Origin of the sequence: Marinimicrobium sp. LS-A18 (assembly GCF_000463525.1) — a bacterium.
Taxonomy (GTDB): Bacteria; Pseudomonadota; Gammaproteobacteria; order Pseudomonadales; family Cellvibrionaceae; genus Marinimicrobium; species Marinimicrobium koreense.
The window spans coordinates 489,172-505,449 of sequence record NZ_AWEP01000002.1 but is presented as its reverse complement, the minus strand read 5'-3'; the positions used below and the strand labels follow the sequence as shown (position 1 = coordinate 505,449).

Below are 16,278 nucleotides of genomic sequence, written 5' to 3'. Positions count from 1 at the left end.
TTCTTATTCCTATCTGAGGGTGGCACCAAACTCCTCTTTCAAGCGTTCCACTACCCGCTCGACCGAGGCGTTGATCTCTTCCTCGTTAAGAGTGCGCGAAGCGTCCTGAAAGGTCAAGCCCAGAGCGACACTTTTTCTATGCGGATCAATACCTTTGCCCACATACACGTCAAAGACCTTTAAGTCTCGCAGTTGCTCACCGGCGTGGCTTTTGACGCAATCGAACAGGCTTTGGGCCGCCACGCCCCGGTCGACCAGCAGCGCCAGGTCCCGACGGACACTGGGGAAGCGGGACAGCGGCTCAAAGGCCGGCTTGCGGGCGGACTTGAGCGCCGACAGGGCCAGCTCGAACACAAATACCGCTCCAGGGATGTCCAGACCACGCTGGAGCTGCGGATGCAGGGTACCGATCACGCCCACCTGGGTCTCGCCCCGGTAAATGGCGGCGGACTGGCCCGGGTGCAGGGCCGGGTGGGCACCGGGCGCCATGCGGAACTCGTCACCGGCACCAGTGAGTGCCAGCACTGCTTCCAGGTCACCTTTGAGGTCGTAGAAGTCCACGGGCTCTTTGGCGTTGGCCCAGCCCTCGGGCTGACGACTGCCATAGATCAGGCCGGCCAGCATGGGCTCCTGACGCAGCTTGCCGTCTGCACCGGGGACAAACCGCTGCCCGCTCTCAAACAGGCGCACACGCTCCTGCTGGCGGTTCAGGTTGTGCTGGAGGGTGGACACCAACCCGGGCAGCAGCGTCGGGCGCATGACCGCCATATCAGCACTGATGGGATTGCGTAGGGCGACGGGCTCGATATCCGGCGCAAACTGCCGGGACAGTTTGGGCTCAATGAAGCTGTAGGTGATCGTCTCCTGATAATCCCGCGCCACCAGCTCCCGGCGAATACGTTCCAGGGACAGGCGCCCTTCCGGGCGGGCCGGAACGCTCATGGCCGCGGCCAGACTGCGGGTCGGCAGGCGGTTGTAGCCGTAAATACGGGCCAGCTCTTCGAGCAGATCCGCTTCGATGGCCAGATCAAACCGGTAGCTGGGCACCGCGAAGGTCCAGCCGGCGTCGGTCTGTTCGGTCAGGGTCAGCCCCAGACCGGTCAGGATGGCTTCCACGTCTTCATCCGGCAATTCCAGACCCAGACCACTGGTCACGCGCTCGCGACGCAGACTGACGGTGCGATCGCCCGGCAGATGATTTTCATCCCAGGCTTTGACCAGTGGACCCGGCTCGCCGCCGACAACGCTCAGCAGCAGCTCGGTAGCGCGCTCCATGGCCTGCTCTTGCAACTGATAGTCCACGCCCCGCTCAAAGCGGTGGGAAGAGTCAGTGTGCAGGCCGTAGCTGCGCGCCTTGCCGGCGATCGCGATGGGATTGAAGAAAGCGCTTTCCAGAAAAATATCCCGGCTCTCGGGGCCAACCGCGCTGTCGCGACCGCCCATGATGCCGGCCATGGCCAGGGGCTTTTCCTGGTCGGCAATCACCAGAGTGCCCTCGGTCAGGGTCACTTCCTGATCGTCCAGCAGGACGAGCTTTTCACCCGCCTCGGCCAGGCGTACGTCGATACCGCCGCTGAGCTTGGCGAGGTCGAACGCATGCATGGGCTGGCCCAGCTCCAGCAGCACGTAGTTGGTGACATCCACCACCGCATCGATGCTGCGCAGACCGGCGCGGCGCAGCTTCTCCTGCAGCCACAGGGGGCTGGGGCGACTGATATCAATGTTCCGGACCACGCGACCGACATAGCGACTGCAGCCTTCCGGCGCGCTCAGGGTCACCGGCCGGGTCTCGTCGTTGACCGGTTTGACCGGAACGATCTCGGGCTCATTGACCGACAGGCGGTTGAGAACGCCCACTTCCCGGGCGATGCCCTTGATGCTCAGGCAGTCGCTGCGGTTCGGGGTCAGATCGACTTCGATGATCTGGTCGTTCAGCCCCAGATACTCGCGCAGATCGGTGCCGGTGGGCGCATCGACGGGCAGCTCCCACAGGCCGTCGTCATCGTCGCCGGCTTCCAGTTCGGTCTGGGCGCAGAGCATGCCAAAGGATTCTACGCCGCGCAGCTTGGCTTTTTTGATCTTGAAGTCGCCGGGAAGCTTGGCGCCGACGGTCGCGAACGGCACCTTGATGCCTTCACGGGCGTTGGGCGCACCGCACACCACCTGCCGGAGTTCATCGCCCTCGCCCGCTACTTTACACACGCGCAACTTGTCCGCGTCCGGGTGCTGTTCGACCGAGACGATTTCGCCAACCACCACGCCGGTGAATTCGCCCGCAACCGGGTCAACAGCATCCACTTCCAGGCCCGCCATGGTGATCTGAGCGGCCAATTCATCGGTGGTGATGGCCGGGTTTACCCACTCCCGCAACCAGGATTCACTTACTTTCATAATCGGACTCTTAAAACTGTTTCAGGAAACGCAGGTCGTTTTCGAAGAACAGGCGCAGATCGTTCACGCCGTAGCGGAGCATCGCCATGCGCTCCACCCCGAGCCCAAAGGCGAAGCCACTGTAGACTTCGGGATCGACGCCAGAGGCGCTGAGAACGTTGGGGTGCACCATGCCGCAGCCCATGATTTCAATCCAGCCGGACTGCTTACACACCCGACACCCCTTGCCGCCGCAATGGGTACAACCGATGTCCACTTCTGCCGAGGGCTCGGTAAACGGGAAATAAGACGGCCGAAAGCGCACGGGCACATCGGCCTCGAAAAACGACTTCAGGAACTCGTCCACTGTGCCTTTCAGGTCGGCAAAGCTGATGCCCTTGTCCACCACCAGGCCTTCAATCTGATGGAACATGGGGGTATGGGTCAGATCCGAGTCACACCGGTACACCCGCCCCGGGCAGATGATGCGAATGGGCGGCTTCTGGTTTTCCATGGTGCGCACCTGCACGGGTGAAGTATGGGTGCGCAGCACGTGGGTATCATCCACGTAAAAGGTGTCGTGCATCGCCCGCGCGGGGTGATGGGACGGAATATTCAGGGCTTCGAAGTTGTGATAGTCATCTTCGATTTCCGGGCCCTCTTCGACGGTGTAACCCACCGCGGCAAAAATGGCTTCGATGCGCTCAAGCGTGCGAGTGACCGGGTGCAGACCACCGGTCTGGTTGGCGCGGCCCGGCAGGGTCACATCCAGGGTCTCGGCGGCGAGCTGAGCATCGATGGCCGCTTTTTCCAGAGCCGCTTTGCGCTCGTTCAGCGCGTCCTGAACCTGATTCTTGGCTTCGTTGATTTTCGCCCCGGCGGCGGGCCGCTCTTCAGCGGACAGCTTACCCAGGCTTTTCATCTGGGCACTGATACTGCCTTTCTTGCCCAGATACTCGACCCGGACTTTGTCCAGGCTGGCCAGGTCATCGGCGTCTTGTACCTGCTTGAGCGCCGCTTCGGTCAGCGCATTGAGATTTTCCATCAGTCAAAAACCCAAATTCTTTGGTTTATTCAATAAAAAAGGGGAACTGAAACCAGTCCCCCCTCTTATCGCGCTCATTCAGACACGTTACCGTGTCAGACGTTGTTGACGATTAAGCAGCCAGAGCTGATTTAGCCTGTGCAACAACGACGGCAAACGCCGCTTTGTCGTGAACGGCCAGATCGGCCAGAACGCGACGGTCGAGAACGATGTTGGCTTTCTTCAAGCCGGCGATCAATTTGCTGTAAGTCAGACCTTCAGCGCGGGACTGGGCGTTGATACGCGCGATCCACAGCTGACGGAAGTTACGCTTCTTGTTGCGACGGTCGCGATAAGCGTACTGACCGGCCTTGATAACCGCTTGTTTGGCTACGCGGAATACCCGTGAACGGGCTCCATAATAACCTTTTGCAGCCTTAAGAACTTTCTTGTGACGACGGCGTGCTTCCACACCACGTTTTACTCGAGCCATTATTTACTCCTCAAAAAATTTCCGGTTGCAACCGATCAGTTGGAACGCAACATGCGCTTGACGGCCGGGACATCAGCTGCATTCAGCATGCTGGTGCCACGCAGCTGACGCTTGCGCTTGGTGGTCATTTTGGTGAGGATGTGGCTTTTGAAAGCGTGCTTGTGCTTAAAACCAGCCGCGGTCTTCTTGAAGCGCTTGGCGGCGCCACTGTGTACTTTAGCTTTTGTTGCCATGGGATAAAAACTCCGCATTCATAGGTAAATAAACAGTAACTCAGGCAGCTAAAAAGCCCAGCTACTTCTTCTTTTTCGGGGCGATCACCATGGTGAGCTGCCGGCCTTCCATCTTCGGCTTCTGCTCGACGGTGCCCAGCTCAATCAGGTCCTGTTCGATGCGATGCATGACATCCATCCCCAGTTCCTGGTGAGCCATTTCCCGGCCGCGGAACCGTAAGGTTACCTTGGCCTTGTCCCCGTTCTCCAGGAAACGCACGAGGTTGCGTAGTTTGACCTCGTAGTCCCCTTCCTCCGTCCCTGGACGGAATTTCATTTCTTTGATCTGCTGCTGCTTCTGCTTCTTCTTGGCAGCCGCCTTGGTCTTCTTGATTTCAAACAGGTGCTTCCCGTAATCCATCACTTTACAGACGATGGGGTCGCTATCGGGCGATATTTCCACCAGATCCAGGTCCGCGGATTGTGCCGCCTCGAGCGCGTCAGCCAAGGGTACAACACCGATTTGGTCGCCATTGGGGCCGATCAGGCGCACCTCACTGGCTTCAATTTGATCGTTAATCCGAGCTTTTTTGGACTTGCCTTTAGGCGCTGGTCGTTTGATAGCTGTTATCTCCTGTTTGTTGAAAATCTGAGCTGGCCCGTCCGTCTGCAACGAGCGGGCCTGGGCCCTGCCGTTACTGGGACTGACTCCGTCCGCGCTGAGCCACATCGGCCGCCAGGCGTTCGGCGAAGTCTTCCACGCTCATTACCCCCAGGTCTTCGCCCCCGCGCGTGCGCACGGCGAGAGCCCCGGATTCCATCTCCTTGTCGCCGATCACGAGCAAATAGGGAATCCGCTGAAGGGTGTGCTCGCGGATTTTAAAGCCGATCTTCTCGTTTCTCAAGTCCGAAATGACCCTAAACCCTTTATCTCGCAAGGTTTTTTCCACTTTTTGGGCATATTCGGCCTGATTGTCGGTAATATTCATCACCACCGCCTGCTCCGGCGCCAGCCAGGCGGGGAAAATTCCCTCGTAATGTTCGATCAGAATACCGATAAAACGCTCAAAAGACCCCAAAATGGCCCGGTGGAGCATGACCGGCACCTGACGGGAGCCATCTTCGGCCACATATTGGGCGTCCAGACGGCCCGGCATGGAGAAATCCACCTGAATGGTACCCAGCTGCCAGACCCGGCCAATGCAGTCTTTCAGGGAGAATTCGATCTTGGGTCCGTAGAAGGCGCCCTCCCCCGGCAACTCTTCCCAATCCAGCCCCTTCGCGTTCAGGGCCTCGGCCAGAGCCTGCTCGGCCTTGTCCCAGCTCTCGTCACTGCCAACCCGCTCTTCCGGGCGGGTGGACAGGCGGTAGATGATCTCGTCAAAGCCGAAATCCCGATAAACCTCGTGCAGGAAGTCGATAAAATCCGCCACTTCCGGCTGAATCTGATTCTCGGTGCAGAAAATGTGGGCATCGTCCTGGGTAAAACCGCGCACCCGCATGATGCCGTGCAGGGAGCCGGAGGGCTCATTGCGGTGACAGGAGCCGAATTCCGCCAGGCGCAAGGGCAGATCCCGGTAGCTTTTCAGGCCCTGATTGAACACCTGCACATGGCAGGGGCAGTTCATGGGCTTGACGGCAAAATCCCGATCTTCGGACTTGAGGGTGAACATGCCATCCCCAAACTTGTCCGCGTGGCCGGATTTCTGCCACAGGGTCATATCCACCACCTGCGGGGTGCGGATTTCCTGGTAGTCATGGCGATGCTGCATGTCGCGCATGTAGTTTTCCAGGGTCTTGTAGATGGTCCAGCCCTTGGGGTGCCAGAACACCATACCCGGCGCCTCTTCCTGGGTGTGGAACAGGTTGTGCTTTTTGGCGAGCTTGCGGTGGTCGCGCTTTTCCGCCTCTTCCAGGCGCTGGATATAGGCCTTGAGCGCCTTTTTGTCGTTCCAGGCGGTACCGTAGATGCGCTGCAGCTGCTTGTTGCTGGAGTCGCCCCGCCAGTAGGCACCGGAGACCCGCATCAGCTTGAAGTAGCGCATCACGCGGGTGTTGGGCACGTGAGGCCCGCGGCACATGTCGACGTATTCTTCGTGGTGATACAGACCGACCGCCTTTTCACCGGCGGCGATCAGGTCATCGACCAGCTCGACTTTGAAGTCCTCACCCCGGTTGGCGAACACTTCACGGGCCCGCTCGATGGGCGTCATCTCTTTGATGACGTCGTAATCTTTCTTGATCAGCTCCTGAACGCGCTTCTCGATGGCCTCCATCTCCTCGGTGGTAATGGGGTGCGGCGCGTCGATGTCGTAATAGAACCCGTCTTCAATCACCGGACCGATGGCCATTTTGGCCTCCGGGATCAGTTGTTTGACGGCGTGACCCACCAGGTGGGCGAAGGAGTGCCGAATGACTTCGAGCCCTTCCGGGTCGCGGCCGGTGATCAGGGTGACCTCGGCGTCATCCTCAATGAGCTCGCAGGCGTCAACCAGTTTTCCGTTGATGCGGCCGCACACGGTGGCTTTGGCCAGACCGGGGCCAATGTCTTCGGCGACTTGCATCAAAGTGACCGGCTGGGAAAATTCGCGTTTGGAACCGTCGGGCAGTGTAATGACAGGCATGGTGTATCCTTGATGTCAGTGGTGACCCCTACCAAAGGCCACGTGCGTTTTGACTCCGGCGGGCGGCTCCAGGATGGGGAGCGGGCCGGAACGGCGTAAAACGGGCATTATAGAGAGGTAGTAAGCGACATGGCAAATTACTGGTTGTTTAAGTCGGAACCGGATGAGTACGGTATTGAGGATTTGCGCAAGGAGCGGGACGGTGTGGGCCGCTGGAACGGGATTCGCAATTATCAGGCGCGCAATTTTCTGCGGGATGAGGTGGCGGTCGGTGACGGTGTGTTGATTTATCACAGTCAGTGCAAGGTGCCGGGTGTGGCGGGCACGGCCAAGGTGGTGAAGGCGGCTTATCCGGACCCGGCGCAGTTTGATCCGGCGAGTGATTATTTTGATCCGAAGGCGACGAGGGAGACTCCGCGCTGGTTTTGTGTGGATATTCAGTTTGAGTCGGCGTTTGATGAGGTGGTGCCGTTGAAAATCATCAAGCAGCAGGAGCCGTTAGGTGAGATGGTGCTGCTGAAGCAGGGCCGCCTGTCAATTCAGCCCGTCACGGCGAAGGAATGGAAGTACATTCTGAAAATGGCTTCTTGATGAGTGGTGGTTACTGGAGAGTCCGGTCCGTCATGAGGTCTGGCCTTCGGAGACCCGCCGTGAATACTTCCCTGTAGGCTTCTCGTCGGCTCCCTGCCTCCGAGAGTCTCCGAAGGCCAGACCTCATAACGGACCTCCGTGCCAGATTCGCCTCAGGTCGCGTAGGGCGGATAAGCGCGAAGCGCGCATCCGCCGTTACCCAGGCGTTGAGGTGACTACAGGAAGTTATTGTGGAGGCATCACGGGTATTTACGGCGGATGCGGCTTTCGCCTCCGATGCGTCGGACCGATCCGCCCTACGCCACCTTAATCACGACAAATTTATTCGGTGGGAATAACATCAAACGTCGCCGCTTTACGCTCAGACGCCGAGCCCGGCTGCCCCAAGGTCAACACACCGCCATTCACCATCAGGTAATGCTCACGATTTTCCAGCGAACGGAATGACGCACCCTCTCCCGCCAGACCGCTCACCCGCTCAAAGGTCGCCGCACGAGCGAATTCGTCGGTACCGTCGTGCTCGACAATAGCAACTTCACCATCCTGCGCCACCAGGTAGTAGCCCATACGGGTTTCCGGCTGGAAGGAGACGGTGTTGCCGCCCTGCTCTACCAGGGGTTCGACATGCCATTTGTACTGCCAGTGATCGGCGGCGTTCAGTTCGGCCAAGGTGGTTTCTTCACCGTCGCCGTAGCACACGTATTCATCGGTATTTGCATGACTCTGCAGCGCCTGAGCGGCGTGGGTGATGCCGGAGGCGGTGGGGGTCAGTTTCTTGATGGTGCCATCGGCGTTGTACTCCAGGAATTCCATGGAGACGGAGCGGCGGAAGTTGCCGCCGGTGGGCAGTGCGGAGGTGTGGTAGATGAAGTAGTCTTCACCCTCGTATTCCAGAATCGCCTGGTGGCTGGTGCCGCTGTCTTCGAGCACGTCCATCAGCAGGCCTTTGTATTCCCAGGGGCCTTCCGGGCTGTCGCTCATGGCGTAGGCCAGCTCTTCGGGGTAGTTCATGGCGTAGGTCAGGTAGTATTTGCCATCTTTCTCGTGCACCCAGGGCGCTTCGGTGAAGGTGCCGGGCATGTCGAACTCGACTTTGTGGACCTCGCCGTCGAACTCGATCATGTTGTCTTTGAGTTTGGCGTAGTAGAGGTGGGAGTTGCCCCAGTACAGATAGGCCTGGCCGTCGTGATCAATGAACACGCTCGGGTCGATGTCGTCCCAGCTGTGGCTGTGTTCGATCATGTGAGGCGCCGGCTCGGTGTCGTTGGGGTCGATCAGCGGTTTGCCCAGGGCATCTTTCCAGCCGGTGACCGGATCGTCGGACACCGCTACCCCCAGGGTATAGCCGCCCTGCCAATCGCCTTCTTCGGGCACTGGCATACGCACGGTGGTGTACCAATAGAACTTGCCGTCGCGCTCAACCGCCTGCGCAGCCCAGGCGGAATCGCCATCGGCCCACTCGAAAATGGTGCGCGGCACCTCGCCCTCGAGGGTCCAGTTTTCCAGGTCGGTTGAAGAGTAGATGTTCCACTCCTTGAGGACAAAGAAGTCGCCATCCACTGTGGCCTCGTCGTGGCCCACATACAGGTAGACCTTACCGTCGTGGACCAGGGCGGCCGGATCCGCGCTGAAGCGTTCGGTGATGATGGGGTTATCCGCCTGAACGCCCGCCGCACCGGCGAGACCCATCAGGGTGGCGCCCAGAGTGCGCTTGAAAGATGTCGACATGGTGTTCTCCTGCTTGCCATTGTTATGAAATCATTGGTATTTTGAATATCATAATACAATTCAAGCAGTAAAATCCAGATTTGAACATCAGCGAAAGCAAAAGCGACCAGAAACCAAATCTGGCACTTAGATCCGGGGTGGGGTGGACCTTTCAAGACCGTAGAGCCGGGGACCGGCGATCCGAGCCTTCGTGGACGCCCCACATGGATGTGGGAAGTGTCCCGAAGCGCCTGGAGCACGAAGGGAACCGTATGTACGGCGTGTCTTGAAAGGTCCACCCCACCCCGGATCGGACTCGATACAACCGCGAGCTTCACATCGAGTGAGCATGTCGGATTACGCGCGTTGCGCTAATCCGACCTACTGAGCGTGTTTCGTGGATTGATCAGCTCGATACCATATGTCGGGTGCGCTCAAGGTCCTGCTCGTCGTTGTCCACGAACTTGAACTGATTCCAGGCCAGTCGGATCTTGTCGTTATGGTGGAGTCGCAATCGCTGCGCCACTCGTTGGTCATTCACGAAAGTGCCGTTGGTGCTCCCCAGATCCTCCAGGTAATACTCCCGAAACTGCGGGAAATCCGGATTGGGCTTCACGCTCATGCGGGCGTGACGACCGCTGACCGCGCTATCGTCAATCAGCACGTCACACTCGGGGTGACGCCCCAGCGTCAATTCACCACCCACAAGTTCAAACTTGTGAACCGCGACATCGTCTACGAGTTGAATCAACCAAGCCATTGTAGGGTACCTTTTTAAATATGGGATAAAGATGGCACTGAGGTCTACGTCGGGGTATACCGTTTCAAGACCGTAGAGCGGGGGACCCGCGATCCGAGCCTACAGGGACGTATGTACGGCGTGTCTTGAAACGGTATACCCCGTCGTAGACCGGACTTGATGCCACAGCGGACTGTCCGCAAACATCAGAACTCTTTCTCCAGTGCCGAGCGCAATGCCTTGGCCATTTCTGCTGCGTTGGCATAGCGTTTTTCCGGCTCCTTCTGTAGCGCTTTGTTCACAATCCGCGTGGCACTGCGCGGCAGTTCCTTCCGCACCTCACGCAGAGGCCGGTGCCGGCTCTGCACGATCTGATAGCTCAGCTCCGCAATCGTATCGCCCCGAAATGGCAGCGCCCCGGTCAGCAGTTGGTACAGAGTCACGCCCAGACTGAAAATATCACTCGCCGGCCCTACCCGTGCCCCCTTGAGCTGCTCCGGGGACATATAGAGAGGGCTCCCCATAATCTCGCCGGTCTGGGTCCGGGCGCTGTTGGCCACCCGGGCGATTCCGAAATCGGTCACCACCACCCGGTTTTCATCCGGGTCATAGAGAATATTCCCCGGCTTGATATCCCGGTGAACCACTTGCTGCTCGTGGGCATAGGCCAGCGCCTCCGCGACCGTGGCCATCAGCTCATAGACCTTGGCGAGCGGAAGCTGCCGGGATTGGGCGGTGCGTTCGCTGAGCGGCTCGCCGCGGACGTAATCCATGGCGATAAAGGCCAATTCATGCTCCTGCCCCACATCGTATACCGTCACAATATTCGGGTGCCGCAGCCGCCCCGCCGCTTCCGCTTCCCGGAAAAACCGTTTTTTCAGGCTCTCGCGCTCATCGGCATCGAAGGGCGCAACATTCAGTGTTTTGATGGCCACCTCCCGGGCAATATGGGGATCTCGCCCGAGATAGACGATGCCCATCGCGCCGCGCCCCAACTCCCGCTCGATCTGGTAGCGCCCCAACTGCTGGGGCACGGCGAACTCCTCCAGCACCTGGGTCTGTGCCAGGTTCGCGGTGCCTGTGGCCCCCTGCCGAGCCTCCAGCGCCTTGACCCGTTGCGCTACGTCACGGTACATGGGCTTGCGCTGCGCGATCTCCCGGTAACAGGCCAGCGCCTCCTGGCGGCGCTGTCGGCGTTCGTGCTCTCTGGCCTGGTCGTAGAGCAGATCCAGAATAGACTCCGAGGTGGGGCAGGCTTTCAAGGCGGTCAGCGCTTCTTTCCAGTGACCGTTATCAAAGCGCTCAATGCCCAATTGACGACGCAGATACTGCGCCTGGCGATACCAGCGACGCTGGTGCCAAGACGCACCGATCAGCAACAGTCCGACCCACAGATACTGAACCGCCAGCCCGAGTGGCAGATACAAGCCCTGACTGATATGGGCACCGATTTGCCCCGCAACCAGGCCTATGGTGAGCAGCCCGGTCATCAATAACGCGGCCACTCTGCCCATGACCGGGGTCAACCAGAGTAGATAAACCGCCAGAGCCAGAATCAGACCGGAGAAGGCCGGGTAGAACCACCAGGGCGTCCGGTAGCCGCCATTGAGAAGCGCCCCGGAATGCCTGGACAGGCCCTGCTCTGCCCAGCGGGCGGTAGCCTCCGGCCAGATCGAATACCATTCGCCAACCGATGACGGGGAGGCCGGATGAGTGTAGCGAACCCGCTCGGGGGTCAATGCCAAGGAGGCATCAAAGAGCTTCGCATCAAGCCACGAGGGCGATGGGAGGGATTGGGGAAGCAGGATCAGCCAGCCGCCTAGCAACAATACCAGCACGCGCAGGCTCAGTCCGTCGGCCAATCGTTCCGTGAAGGTAGCGCTCATAGAAGAGGGTTATTGCTCAGCGGTGTAGTAAACGCCGGGAATCCAGCTTTTCTTGATTTTCAGGGTGCGCTGCAGCTCGTCGGAAATCTGCTCGGCGTACTGCAGCTCATGGGTTCCGATCCGAATTCTGTCTTCCACCCTCAAGGGCGCCTCGGGCACCCGCTGACCGTTCACCCAGACGCCGTTGGTGCTGTTCAGGTCCCGGATGCGGAAACCCTGAGCGGTCGCCTCGATGACGGCGTGGTGCCCACTGACCGTGGCATCATCCACAACCAGATGATTATCGGCGCTGCGCCCGATGGTCAGGGTTTCGTTGCTGAGCTCGTAGTAGCCGACGCTGGCACCGTTGAGCTGATGGTGAATGTACGGCATAGGGCCCCCTGTCTGTGCCGGTCAATCCGGAAAGCGTAGCACAGGGGGCCAGAGAGGAATGTGACGTCTTTCTCCTCTTGCTGATTGAATGCGCGGTTACCGCGCCTCAATACTCCGCATTGTGGAAAACGCGCTGAACATCGTCCAGAAAGTTCAACAGTTCGACCATTTTCTCGAACTGCTCGACGTCCTCACCCGCGATCTCGGTGGTGATCTGAGGGATGAACTGCACATCCTCAACGTCAAACTCGATCCCTTCGAAGGCCTCCTTCAGGGCGTTGCGCGTTTTGGCGTATTCGGTCTGCGGGGCAAATACCGTGATGATGCCCTCCTCGGCCTCGATATCGGTGACATCGACATCGGCGTCCGCCAGAGCCTCCAGCACCGCGTCTTCGTCCGGCCCGGAGAAGCGGAAAATCGCGCTGTGGTCGAACAAATGACTGACCGCGCCCGAGGCACCCAGCTTGGCTTTCACCTTGTTGAAGCAGGTGCGCACATCGCCGTAGGTCCGGTTGGGATTGTCGGTCAGGCAGTCGACAATGATCATGGTGTTGCCGGGCCCAAACCCTTCATAGCGCGCTACCGCAAAGTCTTCTCCGCCGCCACCCTCGGCCTTGGCGATCGCTTTATCGATCACATGAGCGGGCACCTGCTCTTTCTTTGCCCTTTCAAGCAAAGAAGCCAGCGCCAGGTTGCCGGTCGGCTCGGTGCCACCGGACTTGGCGCACATGTAAATCTCGCGGCTGTAACGGCTGTAAATTTTGGATTTCATGTCCGAGGTTTTGGACATGGATTCTTTGCGGTTCTGGTAGGCTCTGCCCATGGGTGAATACCGGGTTCGTTTATCTGTTATTCATGCACGGCCGTCAAGAGACGGCCTACTCCCATTCGATGGTCGCGGGTGGCTTACTGGATACATCGTAAGTCACCCGTGACACACCGGAAATCTCATTGATGATACGGTTGGAGACTTTCTCCAGCAACTCGTACGGCAGATGCGCCCAGCGTGCGGTCATGAAGTCGATGGTTTCCACCGCGCGCAGGGCAATGACCCACTCGTAGCGACGGGCGTCACCGACGACACCGACGGATTTGACCGGCAGGAACACCGCAAAGGCCTGGCTGGTTTTGTGGTACCAGTCGGCGTTGTGCAGCTCTTCAATAAAAATGGCATCGGCTTCGCGCAGAATATCGGCGTACTCTTTTTTCACTTCACCCAGAATGCGCACGCCCAGGCCCGGCCCCGGGAAGGGGTGGCGATAGACCATATCGTAGGGCAAGCCGAGTTCCAGACCGATTTTACGCACTTCGTCTTTGAACAATTCACGCAGCGGTTCCACCAACTGCATTTTCATGGTTTCCGGCAGGCCGCCCACGTTGTGGTGGGATTTGATCACGTGAGCCTTGCCGGTTTTGGCGGCGGCGGATTCGATCACGTCCGGGTAGATGGTGCCCTGGGCGAGCCAGTTGACGTCTTTGAGTTTGGTGGCTTCATCATCGAACACATCGATGAAGGTGTTGCCGATGATTTTACGCTTGGCTTCGGGGTCATCCACGCCGTGAAGCTTGCCAAGAAACTGGTCTTCGGCATCGACACGGATCACCTTCACGCCCATGTTTCGGGCGAACATTTCCATGACCTGGTCGCCTTCGTCTTTGCGCAGCAGGCCGTTGTCGACGAACACGCAGGTAAGCTGATCGCCGATGGCTTTGTGCAGCAGGGCCGCCACCACCGAGGAGTCCACACCACCGGACAGGCCGAGCAGGACTTTGTCCTTGCCCACTTGTTCGCGCACTTTTTCGATGGCGTCGTCGACGATTTTGGCCGGAGTCCAGAGGGCTTCGCAGCCGCAGAGTTCGAACACGAAGTGCTCGAGGATGCGCTTACCCTGGAGGGTGTGGGTGACTTCCGGGTGAAACTGGACGCCGTAGAATTTTTTGGCTTCATTGGCCATGCCTGCGATCGGACAGCTCGGGGTAGAGGCCATGATGTCGAAGTCCGGCGGCAGTTTGATGACTTTGTCGCCGTGGCTCATCCAGACGTCCAGCAGGGAGTCGCCGTTGTGGTCGAGGTGGTCTTTGATGTCGTGTAGCAGTTGAGTCTGGCCGTGAACCTTGACTTGGGCGTAGCCAAATTCCTGGACTTTGGAGCCCTGTACGGAGCCGCCCAGTTGTTCGGCCATGGTCTGCATGCCGTAGCAGATGCCGAGTACGGGCACGCCGAGCTCGAAGACGGCTTGAGGTGCTCTCGGGCTGCCTTCGGCGTGGACGGATTCGGGGCCACCAGCGAGGATGATGCCGTTGGGGTTGTAGTCCCGGATTTCCTCGTCGCTCATGTCGAAGGCGCGGATTTCGGAGAATACGCCGATTTCGCGCACTCTTCGGGCGATGAGCTGGGTATATTGGGAGCCGAAGTCGAGGATGAGGATTCTTTGGGCGTGGATGTCTTGAGTCATGGGGGCTCTTGCTGTCAGGTTCTTGGCTTGATTCACCAAATTAGGGAACTTCGTAGCCGGTCCGGTGTGGGGTACAGCGGTTGAAGACCCGCCGTGAACCCTTCCCTGGGGGCTTCTCATCGGCATCCATGCCTCAGAGAGTCTTCAACCGCTGTACCCCACACCGGACCTACCTTTGGTGGGACTCCTGAATCGATCAGAGCCCCATGTTTTGGTGGTATGTGTTACCGCCCTACCGGATAGTTCGGGGCTTCTTTGGTGATCTGTACGTCGTGAACGTGGCTTTCACCCATGCCGGCAGAGGTGACGCGGACGAATTGCGGTTGGGTGCGCATTTCGTCGATGTTGTGGCTGCCGGTGTAGCCCATGGCGGCGCGCAGGCCACCCATCAGTTGATGGACGATGGCGTTGAGCGGGCCTTTGTAGGGTACGCGACCTTCGATGCCTTCCGGAACGAGTTTTTCAGCACCCTGGCTGGCGTCCTGGAAGTAGCGGTCGCTGGAGCCCTGGGTCTGGGACATGGCGCCCATGGAACCCATGCCGCGGTAGGCTTTGTAAGTGCGGCCCTGGAACAGTTCCACTTCGCCCGGGGCTTCTTCGGTGCCGGCGAACATGGAGCCCATCATGACGGTGTGGGCGCCGGCGACGATGGCTTTGGCCAGGTCGCCGGAGAAGCGTACGCCGCCGTCGGCGATGATGGGGATGTCAATGCCTTTCAGGCCGTCCACGACGTTGGCGATGGCGCTGATCTGCGGTACGCCCACGCCGCTGACGATGCGGGTGGTGCAGATCGAGCCGGGGCCGATGCCCACTTTCACCGCGTCGGCGCCGGCTTCAACCAGTGCTTTGGCGGCGTCGCCGGTGGCGATGTTGCCGCCGATGACCTGCAGTTCCGGGTAATCTTTCTTGATGCGACGGACGCCTTCGATCACGTTTTTGGAGTGGCCGTGGGCGGTGTCCACCACGATCACGTCCACGCCGGCCTGAACCAGGGCGGCGACCCGGTCAGGGGTGTCCGGGCTGGTGCCGACGCTGGCGCCCACGCGCAGGCGACCTTCCGGGTCTTTGCAGGCGTTGGGGTATTTTTCGGCTTTGTTGATGTCCTTGACGGTAATCAGGCCTTTAAGCTCGAAGTTGTCATTGACCACCAGGACTTTTTCGATACGGTGCTTGTGCAACAGGCTGCGCACTTCGTCGTTGCTGGCCCCTTCCTTGACGGTCACCAGCTTGTCTTTCGGCGTCATGATGCTGGAGACTTTGGCCTCCAGATTGGTTTCAAAGCGCACGTCGCGACCGGTGACGATACCCACCAGATCACCGTTGTCCAGCACCGGCAGGCCGGAGAAGTTGTTCTGCCGGGTCAGGGCCAGCAGGTCGCTGATGGTGGCGTTCGAGTCGATGGTGATCGGATCTTTGACCACGCCGGCCTCGAACTTCTTGACCAGGCGGACTTCCTGAGCCTGCTTTTCGATGCTCATGCTTTTATGGATGATACCGATGCCACCTTCCTGGGCCATGGCAATGGCCAGGCGCGCCTCGGTGACGGTATCCATGGCGGAGGAAATCAGCGGAATATTCAGTTGAATGCCGCGGGTCAACCGGGTTTTCAGTGAGACGTCTTTGGGCGTGACGTCTGAATAGCCCGGCAGGAGCAAAACGTCGTCGAACGTGAGGGCTTCTTCAGCAATACGCAACATACAGCCAACCTTTATCCTGAGATAAGTAAACCGTCAATTATACCGCCCACACGCCTGTGGGTAAACTGCCATCACCGGTTAAAAGTCATTGTTTTGCCAGTCATTTT

At 59.1% G+C, this 16,278-nt stretch carries 14 protein-coding genes; 1 reads left to right on the top strand and 13 read right to left on the bottom strand.

The window, feature by feature from the left end; all coding sequences use genetic code 11:
* Nucleotides 1–9: 9 nt before the first annotated feature.
* The 6 genes from pheT to thrS form a co-directional block, all read right to left on the bottom strand.
* Nucleotides 10–2,391 carry a phenylalanine--tRNA ligase subunit beta gene (gene pheT, locus N645_RS0102235; protein ID WP_024459886.1) on the bottom strand — a complete coding sequence of 794 codons (2,382 nt, stop codon included), beginning with the start codon at nucleotides 2,389–2,391 and terminating at the stop codon, nucleotides 10–12.
* 10 nt (nucleotides 2,392–2,401) lie between these two features.
* Nucleotides 2,402–3,415: a phenylalanine--tRNA ligase subunit alpha gene (gene pheS, locus N645_RS0102230; RefSeq protein WP_024459885.1), complete on the bottom strand. Its 1,014-nt coding sequence runs from the start codon at nucleotides 3,413–3,415 to the stop codon at nucleotides 2,402–2,404.
* 112 nt (nucleotides 3,416–3,527) lie between these two features.
* Nucleotides 3,528–3,887, bottom strand: a complete 360-nt coding sequence (gene rplT, locus N645_RS0102225) for a 50S ribosomal protein L20 (protein WP_024459884.1) — start codon at nucleotides 3,885–3,887, stop codon at nucleotides 3,528–3,530.
* 35 nt (nucleotides 3,888–3,922) lie between these two features.
* Nucleotides 3,923–4,120, bottom strand: a complete 198-nt coding sequence (rpmI, locus tag N645_RS0102220) for a 50S ribosomal protein L35 (protein WP_024459883.1) — start codon at nucleotides 4,118–4,120, stop codon at nucleotides 3,923–3,925.
* A gap of 61 nt (nucleotides 4,121–4,181) precedes the next feature.
* Nucleotides 4,182–4,730 carry a translation initiation factor IF-3 gene (gene infC / locus N645_RS0102215; RefSeq protein WP_036160067.1) on the bottom strand — a complete coding sequence of 183 codons (549 nt, stop codon included), beginning with the start codon at nucleotides 4,728–4,730 and terminating at the stop codon, nucleotides 4,182–4,184.
* Nucleotides 4,731–4,794: 64 nt separating this feature from the next.
* Complete coding sequence (thrS, locus tag N645_RS0102210) at nucleotides 4,795–6,723, bottom strand: threonine--tRNA ligase (protein WP_024459881.1); 1,929 nt, start codon at nucleotides 6,721–6,723, stop codon at nucleotides 4,795–4,797.
* Between the two features lie 129 nt (nucleotides 6,724–6,852).
* Between thrS and N645_RS0102205 the strand changes: the two genes are divergently transcribed.
* Complete coding sequence (locus N645_RS0102205) at nucleotides 6,853–7,314, top strand: EVE domain-containing protein (protein WP_024459880.1); 462 nt, start codon at nucleotides 6,853–6,855, stop codon at nucleotides 7,312–7,314.
* A gap of 321 nt (nucleotides 7,315–7,635) precedes the next feature.
* Here N645_RS0102205 and N645_RS0102200 read toward each other — a convergent pair whose 3' ends face one another.
* The 7 genes from N645_RS0102200 to guaB all read right to left on the bottom strand — a co-directional run bounded on the left by N645_RS0102200 (nucleotide 7,636) and on the right by guaB (nucleotide 16,171).
* Nucleotides 7,636–9,042, bottom strand: a complete 1,407-nt coding sequence (locus N645_RS0102200; RefSeq protein WP_024459879.1) for a family 43 glycosylhydrolase — start codon at nucleotides 9,040–9,042, stop codon at nucleotides 7,636–7,638.
* A gap of 385 nt (nucleotides 9,043–9,427) precedes the next feature.
* Nucleotides 9,428–9,781, bottom strand: coding sequence for an FHA domain-containing protein (locus N645_RS0102195; RefSeq protein ID WP_024459878.1), 354 nt, complete (start codon nucleotides 9,779–9,781; stop codon nucleotides 9,428–9,430).
* Between the two features lie 185 nt (nucleotides 9,782–9,966).
* On the bottom strand, nucleotides 9,967–11,646 hold the full coding sequence (locus N645_RS0102190) for a serine/threonine-protein kinase (RefSeq protein WP_024459877.1): 1,680 nt from the start codon (nucleotides 11,644–11,646) through the stop codon (nucleotides 9,967–9,969).
* A 9-nt stretch (nucleotides 11,647–11,655) separates the two neighbouring features.
* On the bottom strand, nucleotides 11,656–12,018 hold the full coding sequence (locus N645_RS0102185) for an FHA domain-containing protein (protein WP_024459876.1): 363 nt from the start codon (nucleotides 12,016–12,018) through the stop codon (nucleotides 11,656–11,658).
* Nucleotides 12,019–12,124: 106 nt separating this feature from the next.
* Nucleotides 12,125–12,841 carry a YebC/PmpR family DNA-binding transcriptional regulator gene (locus N645_RS0102180; RefSeq protein WP_024459875.1) on the bottom strand — a complete coding sequence of 239 codons (717 nt, stop codon included), beginning with the start codon at nucleotides 12,839–12,841 and terminating at the stop codon, nucleotides 12,125–12,127.
* Nucleotides 12,842–12,896: 55 nt separating this feature from the next.
* A complete protein-coding gene (gene guaA / locus N645_RS0102175; protein ID WP_024459874.1) occupies nucleotides 12,897–14,474 on the bottom strand; it encodes a glutamine-hydrolyzing GMP synthase in 1,578 nt (525 codons plus the stop codon).
* A gap of 224 nt (nucleotides 14,475–14,698) precedes the next feature.
* Nucleotides 14,699–16,171 carry an IMP dehydrogenase gene (guaB, locus tag N645_RS0102170; RefSeq protein WP_024459873.1) on the bottom strand — a complete coding sequence of 491 codons (1,473 nt, stop codon included), beginning with the start codon at nucleotides 16,169–16,171 and terminating at the stop codon, nucleotides 14,699–14,701.
* Between the last annotated feature and the right edge of the window lie 107 nt (nucleotides 16,172–16,278).

Bases quoted from the DNA above. Each gene is read 5' to 3' on its own strand.
- pheT (WP_024459886.1), bottom strand. From the start codon at position 2,391: ATGAAAGTAAGTGAATCCTGGTTGCGGGAGTGGGTAAACCCGGCCATC.
- pheS (WP_024459885.1), bottom strand. From the start codon at position 3,415: ATGGAAAATCTCAATGCGCTGACCGAAGCGGCGCTCAAGCAGGTACAA.
- rplT (WP_024459884.1), bottom strand. From the start codon at position 3,887: ATGGCTCGAGTAAAACGTGGTGTGGAAGCACGCCGTCGTCACAAGAAA.
- rpmI (WP_024459883.1), bottom strand. From the start codon at position 4,120: ATGGCAACAAAAGCTAAAGTACACAGTGGCGCCGCCAAGCGCTTCAAG.
- thrS (WP_024459881.1), bottom strand. From the start codon at position 6,723: ATGCCTGTCATTACACTGCCCGACGGTTCCAAACGCGAATTTTCCCAG.
- N645_RS0102205 (WP_024459880.1), top strand. From the start codon at position 6,853: ATGGCAAATTACTGGTTGTTTAAGTCGGAACCGGATGAGTACGGTATT.
- N645_RS0102200 (WP_024459879.1), bottom strand. From the start codon at position 9,042: ATGTCGACATCTTTCAAGCGCACTCTGGGCGCCACCCTGATGGGTCTC.
- N645_RS0102195 (WP_024459878.1), bottom strand. From the start codon at position 9,781: ATGGCTTGGTTGATTCAACTCGTAGACGATGTCGCGGTTCACAAGTTT.
- N645_RS0102190 (WP_024459877.1), bottom strand. From the start codon at position 11,646: ATGAGCGCTACCTTCACGGAACGATTGGCCGACGGACTGAGCCTGCGC.
- N645_RS0102185 (WP_024459876.1), bottom strand. From the start codon at position 12,018: ATGCCGTACATTCACCATCAGCTCAACGGTGCCAGCGTCGGCTACTAC.
- N645_RS0102180 (WP_024459875.1), bottom strand. From the start codon at position 12,841: ATGGGCAGAGCCTACCAGAACCGCAAAGAATCCATGTCCAAAACCTCG.
- guaA (WP_024459874.1), bottom strand. From the start codon at position 14,474: ATGACTCAAGACATCCACGCCCAAAGAATCCTCATCCTCGACTTCGGC.
- guaB (WP_024459873.1), bottom strand. From the start codon at position 16,171: ATGTTGCGTATTGCTGAAGAAGCCCTCACGTTCGACGACGTTTTGCTC.